We start from the raw sequence: 20,268 nt of genomic DNA on the forward strand, positions 1-20,268 counted from the left end.
CGAACCTACGAATCGGTTTCGGATGCCTCGTCGGCAGGTTGAACGGAAGCCACAAAGGCATCCGCGATCCGCTGTGCGGTCTCGTCAACCTGCCACGGACGGGCGCCGAGCGACGCCAGCGCGGCGCCCAGCGCGGCCGCGCTGGGCTCGGCCGGGGGAGACCACGCGACCCGGCGCAGCAGCTCGGGAGTGAGCAGGTTCTCGGTCGGCATCCCGAGCTCTTCCGCGCGCGCCTCGACCACCGGCCGCGCCGCTTTCAGCCGTGCGTCCGCCTCCGGGTTGCGGTCCGCCCACGCGCGCGGCGGCGGCAGCGTGTCGCTCGGCACCCGCTCGGGCGGGAGGTTCTCATCGGCGCGGCCGGCCTGCATGGCGTGCCACCAGCGGTCGAGCTGAGTGCGGCTCGCGCGGCCGTGGAACTCCTTGTTCGCCGCCAGCTCCTGCTTGCTGGCCGGGTCGGCGCGCACCGCCGCGACGATCGACCGGTCGGGAAGCAGCCGCCCAGGCGCGACATCCTGCTCCCGCGCGTAATCCTCGCGCGCCGTCCACAGGGCGCGCGCGACGGCCAGCGCGCGACGGCCGCGCACCGTGTGCAGGCCGCTGAGCCGTCGCCACGGGTCGTCGCGCGGCGGCTTGGGCTGGCGCGCGAGCACCGCGTGGAACTCCTGCCGGGCCAGTTCGACCTTGCCCTGCTCGTCGAGCTCGGCCGCCAGCGCGTCGCGCACGTCGACGAGATGCACGACGTCGAGCGCCGCGTACTCGAGCCACGACTGGGGGAGCGGCCGGGTCGACCAGTCGGAGGCGGAGTGCGCCTTGGCCAGCGTGATGCCGAGCGTGTCCTCGACGACCGCGCCGAGCCCCACGCGCGCATGCCCGAGAAGGCGCGCGGCCAGTTCGGTGTCGAACAGCGACGGCGGCTCCAGGCGCAGCTCGCGCAGCGAGGGCAGGTCTTGGCTGGCGGCGTGCAGCACCCACTCGACATCGTCGAGCGCGCGCTGCAGCTCGGAGAAGTCGCCGATCGGCGGCGGGTCGAACAAGAACACCCCGGCGCCGCGCCGGTAGACCTGCACGAGGTAGGCCCGCTGCGAGTAGCGGAACCCGGACGCGCGCTCGACGTCGACCGCGACAGGGCCGGCGCCGGCGCGCAAGAGGGCGGACGCCTCGGCGAGGCCGTCCGCGGAATCGATCACCGTGTAGTCAGTCACGGGCGGCCTTGCGAGCGCCGAGCACAGCGACCCCTTCGGAGCCGGGCGGGAGGCCGGCGAGCATGCACACGAACTCTGCCCACGCGTCGACGTGCGGGCCGATCGGCCCCTCGGGCGACCACGATGCGCGCAACTCGATCTGCGCGCCCTCGCCCTCCGGCTCGAGCGAGCCGAACCCCTTCGACACCGTCTTGGTCGCGGTGCCCGCGGCGGCAGAGAACAGCGCGCCGCGCGAGCGGAGCGCGTCGACGAGCCACGACCACGCGACATCGGCGAGCAGCGGATCGGTGCCGATCTCGGGCTCGAGCGGCGCCTGGGCGAACGTGACGACGCGGAACGGCCCGCCCCACGGATCCGGGGCCGCCGCGTCGTGCAGCAGGATGAACCGGCCGGTGCCGTAGGCGGACTCGCCCGTGGCGCGGTCGGGGCGCACGTCGCCGGCGAGGGCGAGGGCTTCAGGGGCCAGTCCCTGGGGCGCGGGAATCTCGTCGACGACGAGGTCGTCGCGGAAAGCGAGCGCGCGCACGTCCTCTGCAGCGCGAAGGAAGGCGGGCGCAGGCGTCGGGGGCGGTTCGGCTGCCACGCAGACAGACTAGAGTGATGCACCGATGAACCGCCCCAGGCACGCCGCACCGAGCTCCGCCGCCGGCCTCAAGGCCGCGATCGGCACGCTGTCCGGCGCGCTCGCGGTCGTCCTGGCGATGTGGGGCTTTGTCGCGGTGAAGGTCGCGCGGCGCGTGGTCACCCCCGCCGAGCGGGCGCCGGACACTCGGATCCTCGACCTCGACACATCCGCCCAGACCATCACGCTGTCCCGGACCCCCGACACCACCCTCCCCGGCCGCTATGGGCTGGTCACCAGCGGCACCGAGACCTACGTGAAGCTGGGCTCCGTGCTCGCCCAGGACGAGACGAGCGTCAAGCGGAAGCTGCTCACCCACATCGGCCGCGACTCCCGGCTCGGCCGCGATGCGTCGTTCAGCGGGTGGTACTACAACAGCCCGCAACAGCTGCAACTGCCGTTCACCTCCGAGACCATCGCATCACCGCTCGGCTCGTGCCCGGCGTGGCTGTTCCGCGCACCGGACCCCGCCGACACGTGGGTCGTGCAGATCCACGGGCGGGCCACCACGCGCGCCGAGTGCCTGCGCGCGGTTCCGGTGTTCCGCGACCTCGGCATCACCTCGTTGCTCGTGTCGTACCGCAACGACCGCGTCGCCCCGCGCAGCCGACGGGGCACGTACGGCCTCGGCGCGACGGAATGGCGCGATGTCGACGCGGCAATCGGCTTCGCGCGCCGCCGCGGCGCGAAGCGCGTGATCTTGATGGGGTGGTCGATGGGCGGCGCGATCGCGCTGCAGACTTCGCTGTCCTCGGCGCACCGAGACGCGATCGCGGGCGTCATCCTCGAGTCCCCGGTCGTGGAGTGGGGGGTGGTCCTCGACTTCCAGGCGCGGGCAACGCACGTGCCGTCCGCCGTGGCCGGGCTCGCCGTGAACGCGCTGAAGTCGTCGTGGGCGAGCGGATTCGCGCGGGTGGACACCGCCATCCCGTTCGACCGGCTCGACGTGGTCGCGCGGGCGAGGGAGCTGTGCCATCCGATCCTGATCCTGCACAGCGACGACGACGGATTCGTGCCGTCCGACGCGTCGCACGCGCTGGTCAGCGCGCGACCCGACCTCGTGACGTTCCAGGCGTTCGACACCGCGCGGCACACGAAGCTGTGGAACTACGACCAGGAGCGCTGGACCGCGGCGATCGCGGGATGGCTCGACAAGCACGGCCTGGCCACGGGAGCCGCCGCCGTTTCGGAGTGAGCACGCGGCCCGGAGCCAGAGCGCGTGCTACCGCACGGGCCGCTTCTGGCGCACTTGGCGCTTCACGCGCCACAGCATGCCGGTCATCCCGCTGATCCGCAGCGGCGACACGGCGCGCGTGAGCCCGATGCTCTGCGGGTAGTCGTCAGGCACGGCGAGCACCTCGTCGGCGGTGAGGCCGGTGAGCCCGTGGGCGAGGATGCTGGCAAAGCCGCGCGTCGTGGGCGCCTCGCGCGGCGCGGTGGCGTGCATCGCGACGCGCTCGTCGGCGTCGACGTCGACCACGATGTACACGGGCGACTGGCACTCGACCACACGCTCGCACAGCTCGGGGCGCCCCTCGTACTCCGGCGGGACCGCGGGCAGCTCCTCCGAGAACTCGAGCAGCAACTGCAGGCGGTCGGGCTCTGGCAGCTCGAGGAACTCGTCTCGGATCTCGGCGAGCGATTCAGGAAGGGCGGTCTCAGTCATCCCCTCCATTGTCTACCGGGCAAGCTCGCCCGGCTCGTCGCCCGCCACGATCGGCACTCGCACCGCGCTGCCCCACTCGGTCCACGAGCCGTCGTAGTTGCGCACGTCCTCGAACCCGAGCAGGTGCTTCAGCACGAACCACGTGTGGCTCGACCGCTCGCCGATGCGGCAGTACGCGACGATCGAGTCGCCATCGCCCAAGCCCGCCTCGCCGCGGTAGATCGCCTCCAGCTCGGCGCGGGGCTTGAAGCCGCCGTCGTCGGCGACCGCGCGCGCCCACGGCACGCTCTGCGCGGTCGGGATGTGCCCGGCGCGCAGCGCGCCCTCCTCCGGGTACGCGGGCGCCGACGTGCGCGACCCGTTGTACTCCTCGGGCGAGCGCACGTCGATGAGCGGGCCGGAGCCGAGGTGCGCGAGCACGTCCTCCTTGTACGCGCGCAGCACGCTGTCGTCGCGGGCGACCACGGGGTACGCGGTGCGCGGGCGCTCCGTGGCATCCGTCGTGATCGGCCGGCCTTCCGCGATCCACCTGTCGCGGCCGCCGTCGAGCAGCCGCACGTCCTCGTGGCCGAACAGCGAGAAGACCCACAGCGCGTACGCGGCCCACCAGTTGTTCTTGTCTCCGTAGACGACCACGGTGTCGTCGCGCGAGATGCCCTTGCGACTGAGCAGCTCGGCGAAGCCGGCGCCGTCGACGTAGTCGCGCACGACGGGGTCGTTCAGCTCGGTGTGCCAGTCGACCTTGACGGCGCCCGGGATGTGGCCGGTCTCGTACAGCAGCACGTCTTCGTCGGACTCGACGACGACGAGCCCGGGCTGCCCGAGGCGTTGCTCCAGCCAGTCGCCGGTGACCAGTCGGCCAGGATCGGCGTACTCAGCGAACTTCGTGGATGTGGTGTCGAACTCGACGGTCACGGATGGCTCCTCGGATCGGCCGGGCGGCCGGATTGGGGGTGGGGCTGGACGGTAGGGTTGATCCGTCTCTTCGAGACTAGTTCGGCGCGCTCCCGCGCGCCGCCCTTTCGTAAGACTCCGACACAGGACGCGCATGACACAGGCCACGGGCATCGTGCACCTCGCCGATCGCACCCCTCAGGTCTCCGGCGACGAGATGGTGGCGGCCCTCGTGCCTCCGCCGCAGTTCGACCACGCGACGTTCGACACGTACCGCGCCGATCCGGCGCACCCCTCGCAGCAGGAGGCGAAAGACCTGCTCACGCGCTTCGCCGGCGTCGCCGCCGCGCCGAAGCGAGGCGGCTTTTTCGGCCGCGCCAAGCGGGCGCCGGAGATGAAGCCGGGGGTTTACCTGGACGGCGGCTTCGGCGTCGGCAAGACGCACCTGCTGGCCGCCGTGTTCCACGCGATGCCGGCCCGTCGCAAGTACTTCGGCTCGTTCATCGAGTACACGGCCCTCGTCGGCGCGCTCGGCTACAAAGCCACCGTCGAGCTGTTCCGCGGGTCCGACCTGCTGTGCATCGACGAGTTCGAACTCGACGACCCCGGCGACACGATGGTGATGACCCGGCTGCTCGGTGAGCTCGTGGCATCCGGCACGCGCCTGGCGGCCACGTCGAACACGCCTCCCAACGCGCTCGGCGAGGGCCGCTTCGCCGCGCAGGACTTCCTGCGCGAGATCCACGCGATGGCGGCGAGTTTCGAGACGATCCGCATCGACGGCGTCGACTACCGGCAGCGCGCGATCGACGGCCACGCGACAACGCTGTCCACGCGGGATTACGAGGCAGCGATCCACGACGCCGCGGCGCGCGGCGTCGCCTCGGACGACGCGTTCACGGAGCTCGTGGACCACCTCGCCCGCGTGCACCCCAGCCGCTACATCCGTCTCGTCGACGGGGTGGAGGCGATCGGGCTGCGGGATGTCTCCGAGCTCTCCGACCAGTCCAGCGCACTGCGCCTGGTCGCGTTCATCGACCGCGCGTACGACGCGCAGATCCCGGTGCGGGCCACCGGCATCCCGCTCGACCAGGTCTTCGGGGCGGAGATGCTCGCCGGCGGCTACCGCAAGAAGTATTTGCGCGCCGTGTCCCGACTGGTGGCGCTCACACACGAGGGGTCGCGCTGAGCCTGCGGCTCGCTGCATCCCGAAACCTGATGTTTACCGCAGAGCCGTTCGTGTAACACCTGCGAAACACAGTGTGCACCGTGCGGGACACCGCGCGTATGAGACTTGCACCCAGCATCGTCCGACCCGAAGCGGACTCCGATTCCCGAAGCGGACGCTGCACCCTGCCACTCGAGCTAATGAGGTAACACCCAATGGACACTGGAGCATTCGCCTGGGCGATCACGGCAACCGCCTTGGTGCTGTTCATGACCCCCGGCCTGGCCTTCTTCTATGGAGGGCTGGTGAAGGCCAAGAGCGTCGTCAGCATGATGATGATGAGTTTCGGCGCGCTCGGTCTCATCGCCGTGCTGTGGATTCTGTACGGCGCGAACATGGCCGCGCCCGCGACGCTGTGGGCGTTCTCGGGCAATCCGTTCTCCGACTTCGGACTCTCCGGCATCGCCGCCGACAGCGAGGCGCTGGTCAGCACCGCCTTCGGCGCCACGTTCGCCATCATCACCACCGCGCTCATCTCCGGCGCCATCGCCGACCGGGCGAAGTTCGGCTCGTGGATGATCTTCGCCGGCATCTGGGCGACGCTCGTCTACTTCCCGGTCGCCGGCTGGGTGTGGGGCGCCGACGGCGGCTGGATTTTCAACCTCGGCACGACCTGGGGCTTTTCCACCGAGGTCATCGACTACGCCGGCGGCACCGCCGTGCACATCAACGCCGGCGCCGCCGGGCTCGCGCTGGCGATCGTGCTCGGCAAGCGCATCGGGTTCCAGAAGGGCATTCAGAAGCCGCACAATGTGCCGCTGGTGATGCTCGGCGCCGCGATCCTGTGGTTCGGCTGGTTCGGCTTCAACGCGGGCGCGGAGTTCCTCGGCGACTTCAGCAACGCCGGGCTCATCGTCATCAACACGCTCGGCGCCACCGCCGCCGCGGTGATCGGGTGGATCATCGTCGAGAAGCTGAAGGACGGCAAGGCCACCTCGGTGGGCGCCGCGTCTGGCGCCGTCGCTGGCCTGGTCGCGATCACGCCTTCGTGTGCCAACCTGACTCCCGGCTGGGCGCTGCTGCTGGGCGTGCTCGCCGGCGCGGTCTGCGCGCTCGCGATCGAGCTGAAGTGGAAGCTCGGCTTCGACGACTCGCTCGACGTCGTCGGCATCCACCTCGTCGGCGGCGTCATGGGCACGCTCTACCTTGGCTTCTTCGCGACGGGCACGGGCCTGTTCGTGGGCGGCAACTGGGAGCAGCTCGCGCTGCAGACCGTGGCGGCGTTCGCGGTGCTCGTGTACTCCTTCGTGGTCGCGCTTGTGCTCGGCTTCGCCATCGAGAAGACGATCGGCTTCCGCATCAAGAACGAGGACGAGATCGCCGGGGTCGACACCGTCGTGCACGGAGAAGAAGGCTACGTGCTGGCCGACCAGATCGCCTGACCGGCACACATGGCCAGTCTCGCCTGACGGGACATCGCCTTTCGGAGGGCGCCGCGAATGCTCGCGGCGCCCTCCTTCTGCGCGGAGTGGCGGAGGGCGTGCGAGTAGGGTGGGGGCGTGGCATCCCGAAGTCTCATTGGCACGCTCGCAAGCCTCTTCCGGCCGGCGCAGCGCCGCGTCACGGCGGGGGAGCGGGATGGCAGTGAGCCCGACGACACCCGCACCGTGCGGGTTCCGCCGCCGGCTCCCGGCGCATTGCGCATCGCGTACGCGCCACAGCCAGACGGCGACCCGGACGCCGGCGAGATCGTGTGGACCTGGGTGCCGTACGAGGAGAACGACGGCCGAGGCAAGGACCGGCCGGTGCTCGTCATCGCGACAGCGGGCGCCGACCGGGTCTACGCGGTGCGGTTGACCAGCAAAGCGCACGACGGCGACCGCGACTACCTGTCGATCGGGTCTGGCGCATGGGACTCGGAAGGCCGCCCGTCGTGGGTCGACATCGAGCAGCTCTACAGCGTCCACGCGCGAGGCATGCGGCGCGAGGCATGCGCTCTCGACGTCGACCGTTTCGTGCGTGTCGCCGCCGCGCTGCGCGCGCGCTACGGATGGAATGCCGGCAACTGAGCCCGCGACACCGCGGCCCTGACATCAGCCGGGCGCCCGCCCCGCGTGCCACGCTGTCCACAGTCGCGCGTACGCCCCGCCGGCGGCCACCAGCTGCGCGTGGGTGCCGTGCTCGATGACACGGCCGCTGTCGATGACCAGGATGCGGTCGCACGCGGCGGCCTGGGAGAGACGGTGCGCGACCACCAGCGCGGCGCGCCCGGCGATGGCCGCTTGCGCGGCGCGATCGAGCAGCCCGGCGTCGGCGCTGTCGGCCTCTGCGGTGGCTTCGTCCAGGATGGCGAGCTCCGGCTCAGCCAGCAGCAGCCGCGCGAGCGCGACCAGTTGCGCCTGCGCGGCGGTGAGCGGGTGTCCGGCGTGCCCGACGCGGGTGGCGAGCCCGTCTGGCAGAGAGCGCAGCAGCCCGCTCGCGTGCACGCGCGCGAGCGCATCGGCCAGCTCGGCCTCTGGCGCCTGTGGACAGGCGAGGCGCAGGTTGTCCGCGAGGGTTCCGTCGAACACGTGCGTCTCCTGCGACACCAGCAGGGTCCGCTCAGGACGGATGACCGTGCCGACGGCTGGCTCGTGGATGCCGGCCAGGAGTGCGGCGATGGTGGTCTTGCCGGCGCCCGAGGCGCCGACGAGGGCGACCTTCTCCCCGGGGCACACGTGCAGGTCGAGCTCGTGCAGCACGGGCCGAGCGTCGTGGTACGCAAAGGTGACGCCTCGCGCCGACGCGAGTGGGCCGCCGGTTGCGGGCGGCGACGGGCTCGCGGGCGACGAGGCGTCCGCGGGCCGACCCATGCTCACGCCAACGATCCGGCCGAGGGATGCCGCGGCCGCCTGGGCGTCGTCCATGACGAACATGAGTTCCCCAATGGGGGCGAACACCTGCAGCAGCAACAGCACGGCAGTCGTCGCCTGGCCGATCGTGGCGAGGTCGGCGTCCACGAGCCAGAACCCGGTCGCAAGGAGGGCAGCCAGGCCCAGGTACTCGGCGACGGCCAGTCGGCCGGCGAGCATGTTCTGCACCACGCGCGCTCGCAGCGCCCACCTTACGACATCCCAGGACGCAGCGGCGATCCGCGCCGAGAACGCGCCGGAGAGCCGATAGGCGAGCACGGTGTCCAGGCCGCGCAACGCGGCGAGCACATGGTGCGCCCGCGTCGCGGCCGCGACGCGCTCGGCGGCGTAGACAGACGGGGCCGTGGCCAAGTACCAGCGCACCGTCAGCGCGTACACCGGGATCGTCACCAGCAGGGCGACCGCGAAGCGTCCATCGAGCACCGCCATCCCCCCGATCGTGACGGCGAGGGTGAACAGCGCCGAGGTCAGTGCGGGAACGAGCTGCGGGATCGCGTCGGAGATCTGGGCGACGTCGTCGCTGGCGCGGGAGACCAGATCACCCGTTCCGGCCCGCTCCACGGAACCCTGGCGCAGCGAGAGCGCGCGATCAATGAACTCCTCCCGCACGTGCGCGAGCATCGTCTCGAACAGGCGGGCAGCGAGCACGACCCCCGCCCCGGTCGCGCCCGCGGCGACGATCGTGGCGGCGAGGATCACCGCGGCCAGCTCCCACACCGCGGCGCCGGTCGCGCTGCCGCCGCCGACGAGGTCGACGAGCAGCCCGAGCGCCCACGGAGTCGCCAGCCCCGCGACGGCGCCGGCCAGCAGCACGAGCACCACGAGGACGAGCTGCCAGGGTCGACGGGCGAGCAGCCGCCCGACGACGGCCAAGGTCTGCCGGCCGCTCGCGATCGGCAGACCGCCGCGAGCCGTGGCACTCACGCGGCCCCCGCCGCGTCCGCGCGGAGCGTCACGACCCGCTCGCACACGCCCAGCAGCGCCGGCGAGCTGGTCACGAGGATCGTCGTGCGCCCGCCCCGCACTCCCCGTATCCGGGCGGCGATGGCGTGCTCGGTGGCGGCGTCGACGGAGGTGGTCGGCTCGTGCAGCACCAGCACGGGCGGGTGCGCCGCGTACGCGCGGGCCAGCGCGATGCGCTGGCGCTGGCCGCCCGACAGGCGCATTCCGCCCTCGCCGACCGGAGTGTCCAGGCCGTGCGGGAGCACGTCCACGATGTCCGCGCACGCGGCCGCGTCCAGCGCCCCCGGGATGCGGGCGGGGTCGGCGCCGGGAGTGGCGAGGTTCCACGCGACGGTCCCGTCGAACAGCTCCGCCCGGTGCGGGGCGACGAGCACTCGGGACCGCCATCGCTCAACCCCGAGCGCGATCACCGGGGCGCCGTCGAGCAGCGCGTGCCCCGCCTCGTCGAGCCCGCACCGACCCGAAAGCAGCCGCACCAGCCGCTCCGCCGTGGCCTGGTCTGCCACAACGCCCACGAGCTCGCCCGGCTCGACCCGGAGCGCCAGCGGCGGCAGCACCGCTTCGACCACCGGCGGCACGCCATCGCTGCCGCCCCGGTCGGCGGGGTCCGCGGTCTCCTGCGCGACCGCCGCGTTGAGCACGCTCAACACTCGCCGAGAGGAGGCGACCCCGATGGCCCAGATCGCTCCGACGTTCGTCGGCATCATCGTGAGCGGGCCGACCAGGAACTGGATCAGCCCCACCGACGCGATCAGCCCGCCGATGCCGAGCTGCCCGCTCAGCGCGAGGAACCCCGCGAGCACCGTCAACGCGGCGGTGAACAGCCCGGTCAGCGCGTCGGTGCCGGCGAGGAAGACGCCGTGCGCGGTCTTGGCCCGCAGCGTTCCTCGCAGCGCGGCGCGGCTGGCCTCACGGTACCGGCGTGCGGCCTCCCGCTCGGCGCGCAGCCCCTTGATCACGCGGTACCCGGCGAGCAGGTCGGCGGCCTGTCCCACGGCGTCGCCGGCGAGCTCTTGCTGCGCAAGCGACCGACGCTGCAAAGGGCCGCCGGCGGCGAACAGCACCACCAGCAGAGTCGCCGACCCCGCCAACACCGCGACACCCAGCCAGGGCGAGAGCGCGTGCAGCCACACCGCGCAGAACACGATCGCAGCCAGCTCGCCGACCGGGTAGACGCCGAGCTGCATGCTCGCCGCGAGCCGTGACACATCGCTCGTCGCAATAGACAGCGCCGCGCCGTCCGGCTGGCCGTGCGCCGATCCTGCCGGATGCAGTAGGCGGTCGGTGACGGTGGTGCGGAGGCGATGCTGCACCTGCTGCATCCCGTAGATCCCGAGCCGAGAGCCGAATCGGAATGCGAGGGAGAACACCGCGAAGTCGACCGCGAGCACGCCCAGCCACCACAGCAGCCGGCCGAGGTCGCCGGTGGCGATCGCCTGGTCGATCGCGGCGCCGACAATGACCGGCACGAGCGCCTCGCCGGTCATGCTCACCGCGAGCAGCAGTCCGGCCGGCAGCGTGAACCGGCGGGCGGCGAAGACCACCCGCACGGCGAGTCTCGCCGCCGACGCTCCCTCGTGCCGGATCGGGGCTGACGAGCGCGGCTCTGCCGGTGCCTGCAGGAGCATCGGCAGGCGGATGCCGAACCACGTCCGGCCCAGCGCCTCGTGCGTCACCGTCACCTGCCTGTGAGCGTGGGAAGGCATGCTGTGCGAGCCAGCGAATAGAGGGTGAGCCCCCAGCCGATCGTCGTGCGCTCCCGCGTGTCCAGGCCTGCGGCGGCGAACAGCGCCGCGTGCTCCGCGTCGCTGCGGGCCCCGCCGCCGGTCAGCGCGAAGTCGATGATGTCGTCCTCGTAGTTGTGCTCGTCGGCCAGTTCCTCCTCGAGAACCGTGCCGAAGACGAGCACGCGCCCGCCTGGGTTGAGGCTCGCCGCTGCCTCGCGCAGCACGTGCACAGCGTCGAGGTCGGGGAGCGCCTGCAGCCCGCCGGTGAACAGCACGGCATCCGCCGGGTCGCTCAACCGGGCAAGCGGGCTCCCGGGCGTGTAGACGACGCGCTCTGGCTCGCCGGACAGCGCCCGCAGCGCGGACAGTTCCGATGGCGGCGCGAGCACCGTCGCGCGCAGCGCGGTGTGCGCGTCGGCCAGCGCGACAGCGTAGGTCGACGCGCCCGGGCCGATCACGGTCACCGCGCCGAGTCCGTCGAAGACGGGTGCGGATGCCAGGGCGCCCGCCACGTCGTCGGCAACCTCGGCTTCGTCTTCGACGCGCGCCGCGAGCAGCGGCAGGTCGCTCTGACTGCGCTCGCGCCAGTCTGCCCCGAACCAGCGCGCGTGGTCGCCGCGCCCGGTGCGCACGGCGGCGAGCAGGGCGAGCAGGCCGCCCAGCTCGCGCTGCGCGTGGATGCCGCCGAGGTCGAGAGCCGCGGCGAGGTCGTCGTCTTCCAGCTCGCTGCCGAGAGCCGTCAACCGGAACCCTCTGTCGGTGGACTGTGTGACGCCGAGGGCCGCGAGGTAGCGCAACAGCTTGCCGAGGCCCACGGGATCCGTCGCCGTGGCGGCCGCCAGGTCCGCCACGGAGCGAGTGTCGGCGCCGAGCGCGGCGCCGAGCCCGATCGTGGCGGCCACGCGCAGCGCGAACCCGGGGGCCAGTTCGCTGAGCTCGTGGAACGCGCCGCTCTCGTCTTCGGTGGCGTCCAGATCGAGTGCGCCTGACTCGTCGACGACGACCTCCTGGCGCCGCCAATAGCCCGTGACCTCGACCTGCTCTTTCGGCAGGCCCTTCTCGCCCCGCAGCCAGCGTCGGATGGGAGTCAGAGTGGCGCTCTCCCCGGCGACCCAGGCGAACACCGTCCCGTCCCACCACTGCGCGCCGCGGATCGCGTCGAACAGCAGCGTCGTCGTGCCCGGCTCAGCGCCGTCACGGGTGAGCCAGGTCAACTCGACCCCGTCCGGCGCCGGCAGGCCGAGCTGCCGGTGCGAGGCTTCGGCGACCTCGACGAACACCTGCCCGCGCGCGCCGTCGGGCCACTCCTCCAGCCATCGCCCGATGGCCGGCAACGCGGTCTCGTCGCCGGCGACGAGGGTCCAGTCCACCCCGACCGGATGCGGTGCCGACATCTTCGGGCCGGCCCATTGCACGCGCTCGCCCGGCTGCACGCGGTAGGCCCACGTCGTGGCGGGGCCCACGCCGTGTCTCACGAAGTCGAGGTCGACCTCGCCCGCAACGGGATCCCACCGGCGCACGGTGTAGGTGCGCACCAGCGGGCGCTCGTCGCCGCGCGGCCAGTTCAGCACGCCGTCGGCTTGCGTAGGCCCTGCGGCGTCGGGGAAGTCGGGATGCGGGAGGATCAGCTTTCCCTCGTCGTCGAACCCGTCGGAGCGGAAGGCCGCGACGGGGTAGCCATTGGCGGCGACGTGCGCGGCCAGTCCCGCGCCGCCGAGGGTCACTCGACGCATTCCGGGGGTGACGTCGGCGACGCGGAGCACGTCGAGCGTGCGGGTCGTGATCGGGTAGACGCTGAGGGGGCGAAGGCTGCGGGCCATGCGGGGCTCACTCCTTGTCGGTGGTGCTCGGGGACGGATCGACAGGACCCGGTGCGCGCGGGTCGAGGGGGACGACGATGGGGGTTCCAGTGACCGGGTCGGGCACGACGAGCGCGCCGAGTCCGAAGACCTCCTCGATCAGCCCGGCAGTGATGACCTCCTGCGGACGTCCCGTCGTGACGATGTCGCCGTCCTTCATGACGATGAGGTGGTCGGCATAGCGGGCGGCCTGATTGAGGTCGTGCAGGACGGCGACGATGGTCTTTCCCGCCTCGTGGAAGGTGCGGAACAGCTCCATCAGCTCATACTGGTGGGCGATGTCCAGGAACGTCGTCGGCTCGTCCAGCAGCATGATCGGGGTGTCTTGCGCCAGCAGCATGGCCACCCACACCCGCTGACGCTGACCGCCGGACAGCTCGTCCACGACCTGGCCGGAGAGGTCGGTCAGGCGGGTCGTCTCCAACGCCCGCGCGACGGCGTTCTCGTCGGAGGCGCGCCACTGCTGGAACAGCCCCTGGTACGGGGCGCGGCCGCGGGAAACGAGATCGGCGACGCGGATGCCGTCGGGAGCGAGCGAGCTCTGCGGCAGCAGCCCGAGCCGGCGAGCGACCTCCTTCGAGCGATAGGAGCCAATCGCCTTGCCGTCGAGCAGCACCTGTCCCTCGGTGGGGGAGAGCACGCGGGCGAGCGCGCGCAGCAGCGTGGACTTGCCGCATCCGTTCGGTCCGATGATCGCGGTGAACGACCCGTCGGGAATCGCGGTGGAAAGGCCGCGCGAGACGATGCGCTTCTCGTAGCCGATGGTGGCGTCCTCCGCGGCGACGCGGGATGCCGGTGTGGTCACGGTCTTCTCCGGTGGGGTGACGGTCATCGGGTGGCTCCGTATGGTGTGCGGGCTTCGCGGATCAGCAGCCACATCAGGTACAGGCCGCCCAGGCACACGGTGACCAGGCCGACCGGGATCGAACGGAAGACCTGCGCGATGAGCAGCGACAGCAGGTGCGCCAGCGCGAGGAGCGCTGCGCCCATCGCAGCGGAGGCGAGCAGGCTCACTCCGGGAGAGCGGGTGAGTCGCCGCGCGAGCTGCGGGGCGGCGAGGGCGATGAAGCCGATCGGGCCAGCGGCCGCCGTGACCAGCGCGGTCGTCGCGACGCCGACGATCATGAGGCCGAGGCGGGCCTGTGTTGTCCTCGTGCCGAGGTTCGTCGCGGCGTCGTCGCCGAGCTCGAGTCTTCGCAGAGCGGGCGCGAGCGCCGTTGCGGCCAGGATGACCAGGGCTCCGATGAGCAGGGACGAGCCCATCGAGCTCCACGTGACGCGGCCGATGGATCCGGCGCCCCAGAAACCCACGGTCATGGCGTCGTCGATGTCGGCGCGGGTGATGAGGTACGAGTCGATCGAGCCGAGCATGGCGGAGACGCCGATGCCGATGATGACGAGCCGGAACCCCTGTACGCCGCGCCGATACGCGAGCACGTACACGACGAAGGCGGTCGCGAGCCCCCCGATCAGCGCCGCGGTGGCGAGAAACCAGTAGCTGCTCGAGTGGAACATGAGGATGGCGATGACGACGGCCGTGTAGGAGCCGGCGTCGAACCCGATCACGTCGGGCGAGCCCAGGGGGTTGCGCGTCAGCGACTGGAAGATCGCTCCGCCGAGGCCAAGCAGCGCGCCGAAGAAGACGGCGGACACAGCGACCGGCATGCGCCACTCGAGGACGATCATCCGGTGGAAGGACTCTCCGCCCCCGGCGAGCACCGTGATCACCTGATCGAGGGCCAGCGGATAGTCTCCCAGGGTGATCGCGACGACCGCCGCGACGACCGCGCTGGCGAAGCAGGCCGCGGAGACCCACAGCAGGCGTGTCGCGAGGTGTGCGGAGAGCCAGCGCGTCCGCAGCGTGCAGCTCGCATAGCCGAAATCGATGCGACGCCGGCTCGACGTCAACGACCCCCCGGTCACAGACTGCTCGCCTTGTGGGTGCGCACCAGGGCGATGAGCACCGGTGCACCGATCACCGCGGTCACGATCCCCACTTCGATCTCCCCTGGCCGGGCGATCACTCGTCCGATCACGTCGGCGACGAGCACGAGCACCGGCGCCGCCAGCGTGGAGTAGGCGATGATCCAGCGCTGATCGGGCCCGGTGAACCAGCGCACGATGTGGGGGACCATGAGCCCGACGAATGCGATCCCGCCCGTGAGGGCGGTCGCTCCGCCGGCGAGAAGGGTGACGGCGATGATCCCGAGCACGCGAGTGCGCATCACGTTCGTCCCGAGCGAGGCCGCCAGCTCGTCGCCCAGGGCGATCGCGTTCAGCGGTCCGGACAGCGCCGCTGCGATAGCCAGGCCGATCAGCAGGAACGGCAGCACCGACGCGGCATCGTCGAGCGAGGTGCGGGCGATCGTGCCGACGCCCCAGTCGCGCACCGACTCGAAGGTGTACTTGTCGATGAGCGTGAGGAAGGTGCTGAACCCGTTCAGCACAGCACCGAGCGCGACGCCCGCCAGAACGAGAGTGACGGGGCTGACCGTGCCGCGGCCCACCGTCCCGATGACGTAGACGAGGATCGTGGCTGCTGCGGCGCCCAGGAACGCGAACCAGATGTAGCCGGTGATGCCGGACAGCCCGAACAGACCGACCCCGAGGGTGATCGCGAACCCCGCGCCCGCATTCACGCCGAGGATGCCGGGGTCGGCCAGCGGGTTGCGCGTCAGCGCCTGGATCAGCGCGCCCGCGACGCCGAACGCCGCCCCCACCACGACGCCGACGATCGTGCGCGGGAGCCGCAGCGTCCACACGATGATGGAGGCATCCGAGTCGTCCGGGTGCCAGAGCCCCTCCCACACCGCCTCGACGCTGAGCGGGTTCGCGCCGAAGGCGAGGCTGGCGAGCATCGCGAGGACGAGCGAGGCAAGGATGGCGACCAGCGCGAGCGCACGCCGACCGCGCGGGGCCGCGCTCTGGCGGCCCCGCGTGGTCTCCGGCGCCGATGGCGCGAGCCCTGTCTCGGTCAGTCGAAGAGCCCTTCGAACGCTGTCGTCAGCTCGGTGACCGTCCAGCGGTTGGAGAGGACATTCGGGTAGCTGAAGGCCCAGGCGAGATCGAGCACGCCGGTTTCCTCACTCGGGTCGAGGTAGGCGACCTTGCCGTTTTGGACCGCGGAGAGCTTCTGGTAGAGGGCGTTCCCCTCCAGCCACTCGGTGGCGTCCTCGATCGTGCCGTCGCCGCCGTGCCGGGCGACCAGGAGTGCGTCGGCGTCGACAAGTCCGATGTTCTCCAGGCTCACTTCGCCATATTCGAAGCTGCTGAGCTTGTCCACATTCGGGTGCTCGGCAAAGCCCAGTTCGCTCAACAGGTCCTCGGCGGGGGAGCCGGCGACGTTGACGAACTCGATGCCGGACTCCTGGCCGCGGTTGATGATGATCGACACCGTGTGGCCGGCGTACTCGGGGTGCGCGGCGGCGGCGTCGGTGGTGGCGCTCTCGGTCGCCGCGATCTCCTCGTCGGCCAGGGCGGACAGGTCCGTCGCGTCACCGACCGCGCTGACCAGCTCCCGCCAGTCCCAGGAGTAGTCGCCGGTCGCCTCGACGGCGAGCACCGGCGCGATCTCGGAGAGCTTCTCGAAGTCGTCCTCGAGGTTGCCGTAGGTGCTCGCCACGATCAGGTCGGGCTCTGCGGCGGCCACCGCCTCGATGTCGAAGGCGTCGGCCCACGGGTCGACGAACGTCTCGATCTCAGCGAGACCGGTGCCGGCCGTCCACGGGTAGGCGACGTTATCGGAGCCCACGACGGGGGTGATGCCCAGCGCGAGCACCGACTCCTGGTCGCCGAGGCCGCCGATCACGGCGATGCGCTCGGGCCGCTCCTCGAGCACCGTCTTGCCGTAGGAGGTCTCCAGCGTCAACGGATACGACGTCGATCCCTCGGCTGCCGGCAGCAGGCTGTCGGCAGCCGAGGCCGTCGGCGCCGGTGCGGCATCCGTCGAGCAGCCGGTGAGGGCGAGGCCCGCGGCGAGCAGGGCGGCGACAACGCTCGTCGATCGGGACGGGCGAACGGATCGGGGCATGCTGATCTTCTCTCTGAGACGGAGGCTGCGTGGTGGCTGCGGCACGTGACTCGCGAGCGTGCGGCTGCGCCTCGCGAGTCCAGTATTCCCCAAGGTTAGGCCAGGCTAAGCTTGTCTGGCGCACCGTTTGCGCCAACGTGTGCGCAGAAAGCGACAGTGCGAGCGCCGAAGCACGGCGAGGAGGGGAATCGGTCGATGAACACCCTCGGCGATCCGGTCCTGGCAAGCCCCCCGGCAGAGGTGGCTGACGACTTCGAGGCGTTGCGACTGAGCCTGCCGCCTGTGGAGATCCCCGAGCGGGTGCACGACGACCACCACGTGCTGCTCTGGCAGGTGCGCGGTGGCGGCACGGATCTCCTGCTCGACGGCGTCGCCGTGTTCCTTCCGGTCGCCCACGCGCTGTGGGTGCCGGCGGAAGTGCGGCACGCCCTGACGGTGCGCGCGAACTCGGTGCTGATCCCGTTGTTCTTCGACTGCGACGCCACAGCCACGACCCTGCGCGGGCCGACACTCATCTCCGTGGACCGCGCTCTGCGCACGCTCCTGCTGGCCTATCTGCAGTCGAGCACCAGCATCATCCAGCCCCAGGCGAACATCACGCGGCAGCTGTTCGCTCTGATCGAAGGTAGGCCCGCCGCAGTGACGGCGCTTCCGCTGCCCGTCTCGAGGGCGGCACGGCTGGTCGCCGAGGCCCTCCGCTCCAATCCCGGAGACGAACGGTCCATCGACGAGTTGGCGCGTGCGGCGCACACCTCGCGGCGCACCCTTGAGCGGGTCTTCCTCGCCGAGACGGGTCTGTGTCTGCGCGACTGGCGCATCCGAAACCGCATGGATGCCGCCGCCCTGCTGCTGCGCTCGAGCGCATCGTTGCCGGCGGTGGCGAGACGCGTCGGGTACTCGAACGTCAATGCCTTTCGGCGCGTGTTCAAGAGCCGATTCGGCATCACGCCGACGGAGTACTCTGCCCTCTACTCAACGCAACGATAGCGATTCGGCGGCTGTCCGCGGCCGTCATCCGTCGGGTTGCGAGCGGGGGATGCTGGCTCCGTTGCACCATGTTAGGGTAGGCTGGCCTTATTTAAGCCAATGGTGCGGGATGCGTGTGTCTCCGTTCCGCACGAAGCCTGTTCGGCGCGAGCTCAAGGAGTCCCATGCCCAGAACCATCTCCTCGCATCGGGGCGCCCTCGGCGCCTTCGCACTCGCCGGCGTGCTCATGCTGACGGCGTGCACCGGGAGCGACGGGCCGTCGGAGAGCACCCCTGCCGCCTCGGAGTCCGCTCTGCTGCCCGCCGCGGAAGGCAAGACGACCTACCCGCTGACACTGGCGACGCCATGGGGCACGTCCGAGCTGACCGAGCGGCCGGAGCGCATCGCGACGATCACCGGTTCGCAGGACGACGTCGAGATCGTCGTCGCACTCGGCGGCACTCCGGTGATCGCGAGCGAGTGGACGACGGACGCCTTCATCGAGGAGAACCTGACGCAGGAGATCCCGCTGCGGTTCACCACCGGTGACGAGGAGTTCCCGCTCGAGTCGATCGCCGCCGCCGAGCCCGATCTGATCATCGTGCTGGGCACCGACCTGACGGACGTCTACGACAAGCTCACTGCGATCGCCCCGGTCCTCGGCGCCACCGAGGCGGGTGTGAGCGAGGGGAGCGTCGCCGCGGACTGGGAGGAGAACATCCTTCGCGTCGGCGAGGCGCTCGACCTCCAGGACGCTGCCCAGGCGGCGCTCGCCACCGAGGAGCAATTCTTCACTGACTTCCGCGAAGAGCACCCCGAGCTGGACGGTCTGACCGCGACGTATGTCGTGTACTACGGGCAGGAGGACGGTCTCGAGTATCACTCTTCAGCGGACGGACCGGCGAGCTGGGTGTTCGAGCGGATGGGCTTTGCGCCGAACCCGCTCGCCGAGAAGTTCGACTATCGGCAGACGGTGAGCGACGAGTTGCTGTCGAAGATCGATGCGGACATCCTCGTGGTGTCCGACAACTCCGACGGCGACTCCGCATCCCTCACAGACCAGCCGCTGTTCCAGAACCTCAGCGCGGTGCAGGACGGTCACCTGATCCTCATCGAGAACCTCGGCACCTCCTTCATCATCGACGGAGTCGAGAGCGACGGGAACGTTTCCTGGGCGCTGGCTCGCAGCGGCCCGCTGTCGGCGACGTGGGCCGCGTCGCATATCGCTCCCGCGCTGGATGCCGTGCTGGCTGACTGATCGCGCGGCGCGGCGCCCACGACGTCACCATCGGCGGCAATCCCTTGTTCGGGGTCGTGACCACACCCTGTTCGCGGTGATCCTGCTCGTCACCGCCGCCGCGCTGCGGCGGTGGTTCCGCGCCGCCCAGGAGCAGAGACGTCGGCCGTGGCAGGGATAGCCAGCAACCGCGCGAGGGCGTCCGTTCAGGTGCGGGCGTCCAGCCATTCCGCGTAGCGGGGTCCGACTACTTCTATGCCGGCTGCGGGCAGGAGCGTTCCGTCGCGGAAGGCTTGTCCGTAGCGGCTGGGGATTCGTAGCGGGATCGGGGTGACGCGCTTGTCGGGGAGTTGCGCGGTCATGTCCCACAGCGTCGTGGCCTCGGGGCCGGCGACCTCGTGGAGCGCGCCGCCGCGGGTGCCGGTCGCGGCCTCGGCGATCACGTCGGCCACGGCGTCGAGCGCGACGGGCTGGATCGTCATGGCGGGGACGAGCGCGACCGGCCCGAGCTTCATCCGGTCGAGGTTCTGCGCGGCGAACTCGAACCATTGCGTCGAGCGCACGATCGTCAGCTCCGGGCTTTCCTGTCGGGCGACCCGCTCCTGCGCGGTCTTCCCGGCGAGGTAGCCGTAGCCCTGCACCTGGGGCAGGTCGGCGTTCACGATCGACAGCAGGACGTGGCGCGCGCCCGAGGTGCGGGCGGCTCTGGCGACGGCGCGGGTCGAGCGGGTGAAGAAGTCGGTCGCGGCTCTGCGGCTGATGGCGAATCGGCCGGTGGCCTCCACAATCACCTCCGCGTCGCCCAGCCGCGCCGCCGCGTCGTCGGTGAGCACGTCGAACCCGGTGGTGCGGGAGAACAGCTCGGCCGTCGCGCCGCGCTCGGTGAGCGCCCGTTGGATCGCCCTGCCCGACGCTCCGCCGCCCAGGACCGCTACCCGCATCGCACTCTCCACTCTCCACTCACCACTCACCATCCAATAAGCTCTACGATCATAGAGGCTCTCAGATCGTAGAGGGCAAG

At 71.1% G+C, this 20,268-nt stretch carries 18 protein-coding genes; 6 read left to right on the forward strand and 12 right to left on the reverse strand.

The window, feature by feature from the left end:
• Positions 1-5: 5 nt before the first annotated feature.
• Both QM611_RS07515 and QM611_RS07520 read right to left on the reverse strand, forming a co-directional pair.
• Positions 6-1,202, reverse strand: a complete 1,197-nt coding sequence (locus tag QM611_RS07515; RefSeq protein WP_415079288.1) for a ribonuclease D — start codon at positions 1,200-1,202, stop codon at positions 6-8.
• Positions 1,195-1,785 (reverse strand): DUF3000 domain-containing protein, encoded by a 591-nt coding sequence (locus QM611_RS07520; RefSeq protein ID WP_415079289.1) that lies wholly within the window; start codon positions 1,783-1,785, stop codon positions 1,195-1,197. Before QM611_RS07520 ends, QM611_RS07515 begins: the two co-directional genes overlap by 8 nt.
• Before the next feature lie 25 nt (positions 1,786-1,810).
• Between QM611_RS07520 and QM611_RS07525 the strand changes: the two genes are divergently transcribed.
• On the forward strand, positions 1,811-3,019 hold the full coding sequence (locus QM611_RS07525) for an alpha/beta hydrolase family protein (protein ID WP_415079290.1): 1,209 nt from the start codon (positions 1,811-1,813) through the stop codon (positions 3,017-3,019).
• 27 nt (positions 3,020-3,046) lie between these two features.
• Here QM611_RS07525 and QM611_RS07530 read toward each other — a convergent pair whose 3' ends face one another.
• Entirely contained in the window at positions 3,047-3,490 is a 444-nt protein-coding gene (locus QM611_RS07530) for a SufE family protein (RefSeq protein WP_415079291.1), read from the reverse strand.
• Between the two features lie 12 nt (positions 3,491-3,502).
• A complete protein-coding gene (locus tag QM611_RS07535) occupies positions 3,503-4,405 on the reverse strand; it encodes a sulfurtransferase (protein WP_415079292.1) in 903 nt (300 codons plus the stop codon).
• A gap of 133 nt (positions 4,406-4,538) precedes the next feature.
• On the opposite strand from QM611_RS07535, the gene zapE reads away from it, so the two are divergent.
• The 3 genes from zapE (at position 4,539) to QM611_RS07550 (ending at position 7,621) form a co-directional block, all read left to right on the forward strand.
• Positions 4,539-5,573 (forward strand): cell division protein ZapE, encoded by a 1,035-nt coding sequence (gene zapE, locus QM611_RS07540; protein ID WP_415079293.1) that lies wholly within the window; start codon positions 4,539-4,541, stop codon positions 5,571-5,573.
• 194 nt (positions 5,574-5,767) lie between these two features.
• A complete protein-coding gene (locus QM611_RS07545) occupies positions 5,768-6,994 on the forward strand; it encodes an ammonium transporter (protein WP_415079294.1) in 1,227 nt (408 codons plus the stop codon).
• A 117-nt stretch (positions 6,995-7,111) separates the two neighbouring features.
• Positions 7,112-7,621 carry a type II toxin-antitoxin system PemK/MazF family toxin gene (locus QM611_RS07550; RefSeq protein ID WP_415079295.1) on the forward strand — a complete coding sequence of 170 codons (510 nt, stop codon included), beginning with the start codon at positions 7,112-7,114 and terminating at the stop codon, positions 7,619-7,621.
• Between the two features lie 24 nt (positions 7,622-7,645).
• On the opposite strand, the gene QM611_RS07555 is transcribed toward QM611_RS07550, so the two are convergent.
• The 7 genes from QM611_RS07555 to QM611_RS07585 form a co-directional block, all read right to left on the reverse strand.
• Entirely contained in the window at positions 7,646-9,388 is a 1,743-nt protein-coding gene (locus tag QM611_RS07555; protein ID WP_415079296.1) for an ABC transporter ATP-binding protein, read from the reverse strand.
• On the reverse strand, positions 9,385-11,109 hold the full coding sequence (locus QM611_RS07560) for an ABC transporter ATP-binding protein (RefSeq protein WP_415079297.1): 1,725 nt from the start codon (positions 11,107-11,109) through the stop codon (positions 9,385-9,387). Before QM611_RS07560 ends, QM611_RS07555 begins: the two co-directional genes overlap by 4 nt.
• On the reverse strand, positions 11,106-12,974 hold the full coding sequence (locus QM611_RS07565; RefSeq protein ID WP_415079298.1) for an SIP domain-containing protein: 1,869 nt from the start codon (positions 12,972-12,974) through the stop codon (positions 11,106-11,108). The genes QM611_RS07560 and QM611_RS07565 overlap by 4 nt, the downstream gene beginning before the upstream one ends.
• 7 nt (positions 12,975-12,981) lie before the next feature.
• Positions 12,982-13,845, reverse strand: a complete 864-nt coding sequence (locus QM611_RS07570; RefSeq protein WP_415079299.1) for an ABC transporter ATP-binding protein — start codon at positions 13,843-13,845, stop codon at positions 12,982-12,984.
• Positions 13,842-14,936 (reverse strand): FecCD family ABC transporter permease, encoded by a 1,095-nt coding sequence (locus QM611_RS07575; protein ID WP_415079300.1) that lies wholly within the window; start codon positions 14,934-14,936, stop codon positions 13,842-13,844. Before QM611_RS07575 ends, QM611_RS07570 begins: the two co-directional genes overlap by 4 nt.
• A complete protein-coding gene (locus QM611_RS07580) occupies positions 14,933-15,871 on the reverse strand; it encodes a FecCD family ABC transporter permease (RefSeq protein WP_415079301.1) in 939 nt (312 codons plus the stop codon). The genes QM611_RS07575 and QM611_RS07580 overlap by 4 nt, the downstream gene beginning before the upstream one ends.
• Positions 15,872-15,987: 116 nt before the next feature.
• Positions 15,988-17,043, reverse strand: a complete 1,056-nt coding sequence (locus QM611_RS07585; protein ID WP_415079302.1) for an ABC transporter substrate-binding protein — start codon at positions 17,041-17,043, stop codon at positions 15,988-15,990.
• A 195-nt stretch (positions 17,044-17,238) separates the two neighbouring features.
• On the opposite strand from QM611_RS07585, the gene QM611_RS07590 reads away from it, so the two are divergent.
• Both QM611_RS07590 and QM611_RS07595 read left to right on the forward strand, forming a co-directional pair.
• Positions 17,239-18,030, forward strand: a complete 792-nt coding sequence (locus QM611_RS07590) for a helix-turn-helix domain-containing protein (RefSeq protein ID WP_415079303.1) — start codon at positions 17,239-17,241, stop codon at positions 18,028-18,030.
• A gap of 164 nt (positions 18,031-18,194) precedes the next feature.
• Positions 18,195-19,268 (forward strand): ABC transporter substrate-binding protein, encoded by a 1,074-nt coding sequence (locus QM611_RS07595; protein WP_415079304.1) that lies wholly within the window; start codon positions 18,195-18,197, stop codon positions 19,266-19,268.
• 185 nt (positions 19,269-19,453) lie between these two features.
• Here the strand turns inward: QM611_RS07595 and QM611_RS07600 are convergent, their stop codons facing one another.
• Positions 19,454-20,188 carry an SDR family oxidoreductase gene (locus QM611_RS07600; RefSeq protein WP_415079305.1) on the reverse strand — a complete coding sequence of 245 codons (735 nt, stop codon included), beginning with the start codon at positions 20,186-20,188 and terminating at the stop codon, positions 19,454-19,456.
• Positions 20,189-20,268 lie beyond the last annotated feature (80 nt).

Origin of the sequence: Microbacterium sp. (assembly GCF_047606685.1) — a bacterium.
In the GTDB taxonomy this organism is placed as follows: domain Bacteria; phylum Actinomycetota; class Actinomycetes; order Actinomycetales; family Microbacteriaceae; genus Microbacterium.

Coding starts and splice junctions, on each gene's coding strand:
- QM611_RS07525 (WP_415079290.1), top strand. CDS start 1,811: ATGAACCGCCCCAGGCACGCCGCACCGAGCTCCGCCGCCGGCCTCAAG.
- QM611_RS07530 (WP_415079291.1), bottom strand. CDS start 3,490: ATGACTGAGACCGCCCTTCCTGAATCGCTCGCCGAGATCCGAGACGAG.
- zapE (WP_415079293.1), top strand. CDS start 4,539: ATGACACAGGCCACGGGCATCGTGCACCTCGCCGATCGCACCCCTCAG.
- QM611_RS07545 (WP_415079294.1), top strand. CDS start 5,768: ATGGACACTGGAGCATTCGCCTGGGCGATCACGGCAACCGCCTTGGTG.
- QM611_RS07565 (WP_415079298.1), bottom strand. CDS start 12,974: ATGGCCCGCAGCCTTCGCCCCCTCAGCGTCTACCCGATCACGACCCGC.
- QM611_RS07570 (WP_415079299.1), bottom strand. CDS start 13,845: ATGACCGTCACCCCACCGGAGAAGACCGTGACCACACCGGCATCCCGC.
- QM611_RS07580 (WP_415079301.1), bottom strand. CDS start 15,871: ATGCTCGCCAGCCTCGCCTTCGGCGCGAACCCGCTCAGCGTCGAGGCG.
- QM611_RS07585 (WP_415079302.1), bottom strand. CDS start 17,043: ATGCCCCGATCCGTTCGCCCGTCCCGATCGACGAGCGTTGTCGCCGCC.
- QM611_RS07590 (WP_415079303.1), top strand. CDS start 17,239: ATGAACACCCTCGGCGATCCGGTCCTGGCAAGCCCCCCGGCAGAGGTG.
- QM611_RS07595 (WP_415079304.1), top strand. CDS start 18,195: ATGCCCAGAACCATCTCCTCGCATCGGGGCGCCCTCGGCGCCTTCGCA.
- QM611_RS07600 (WP_415079305.1), bottom strand. CDS start 20,188: ATGCGGGTAGCGGTCCTGGGCGGCGGAGCGTCGGGCAGGGCGATCCAA.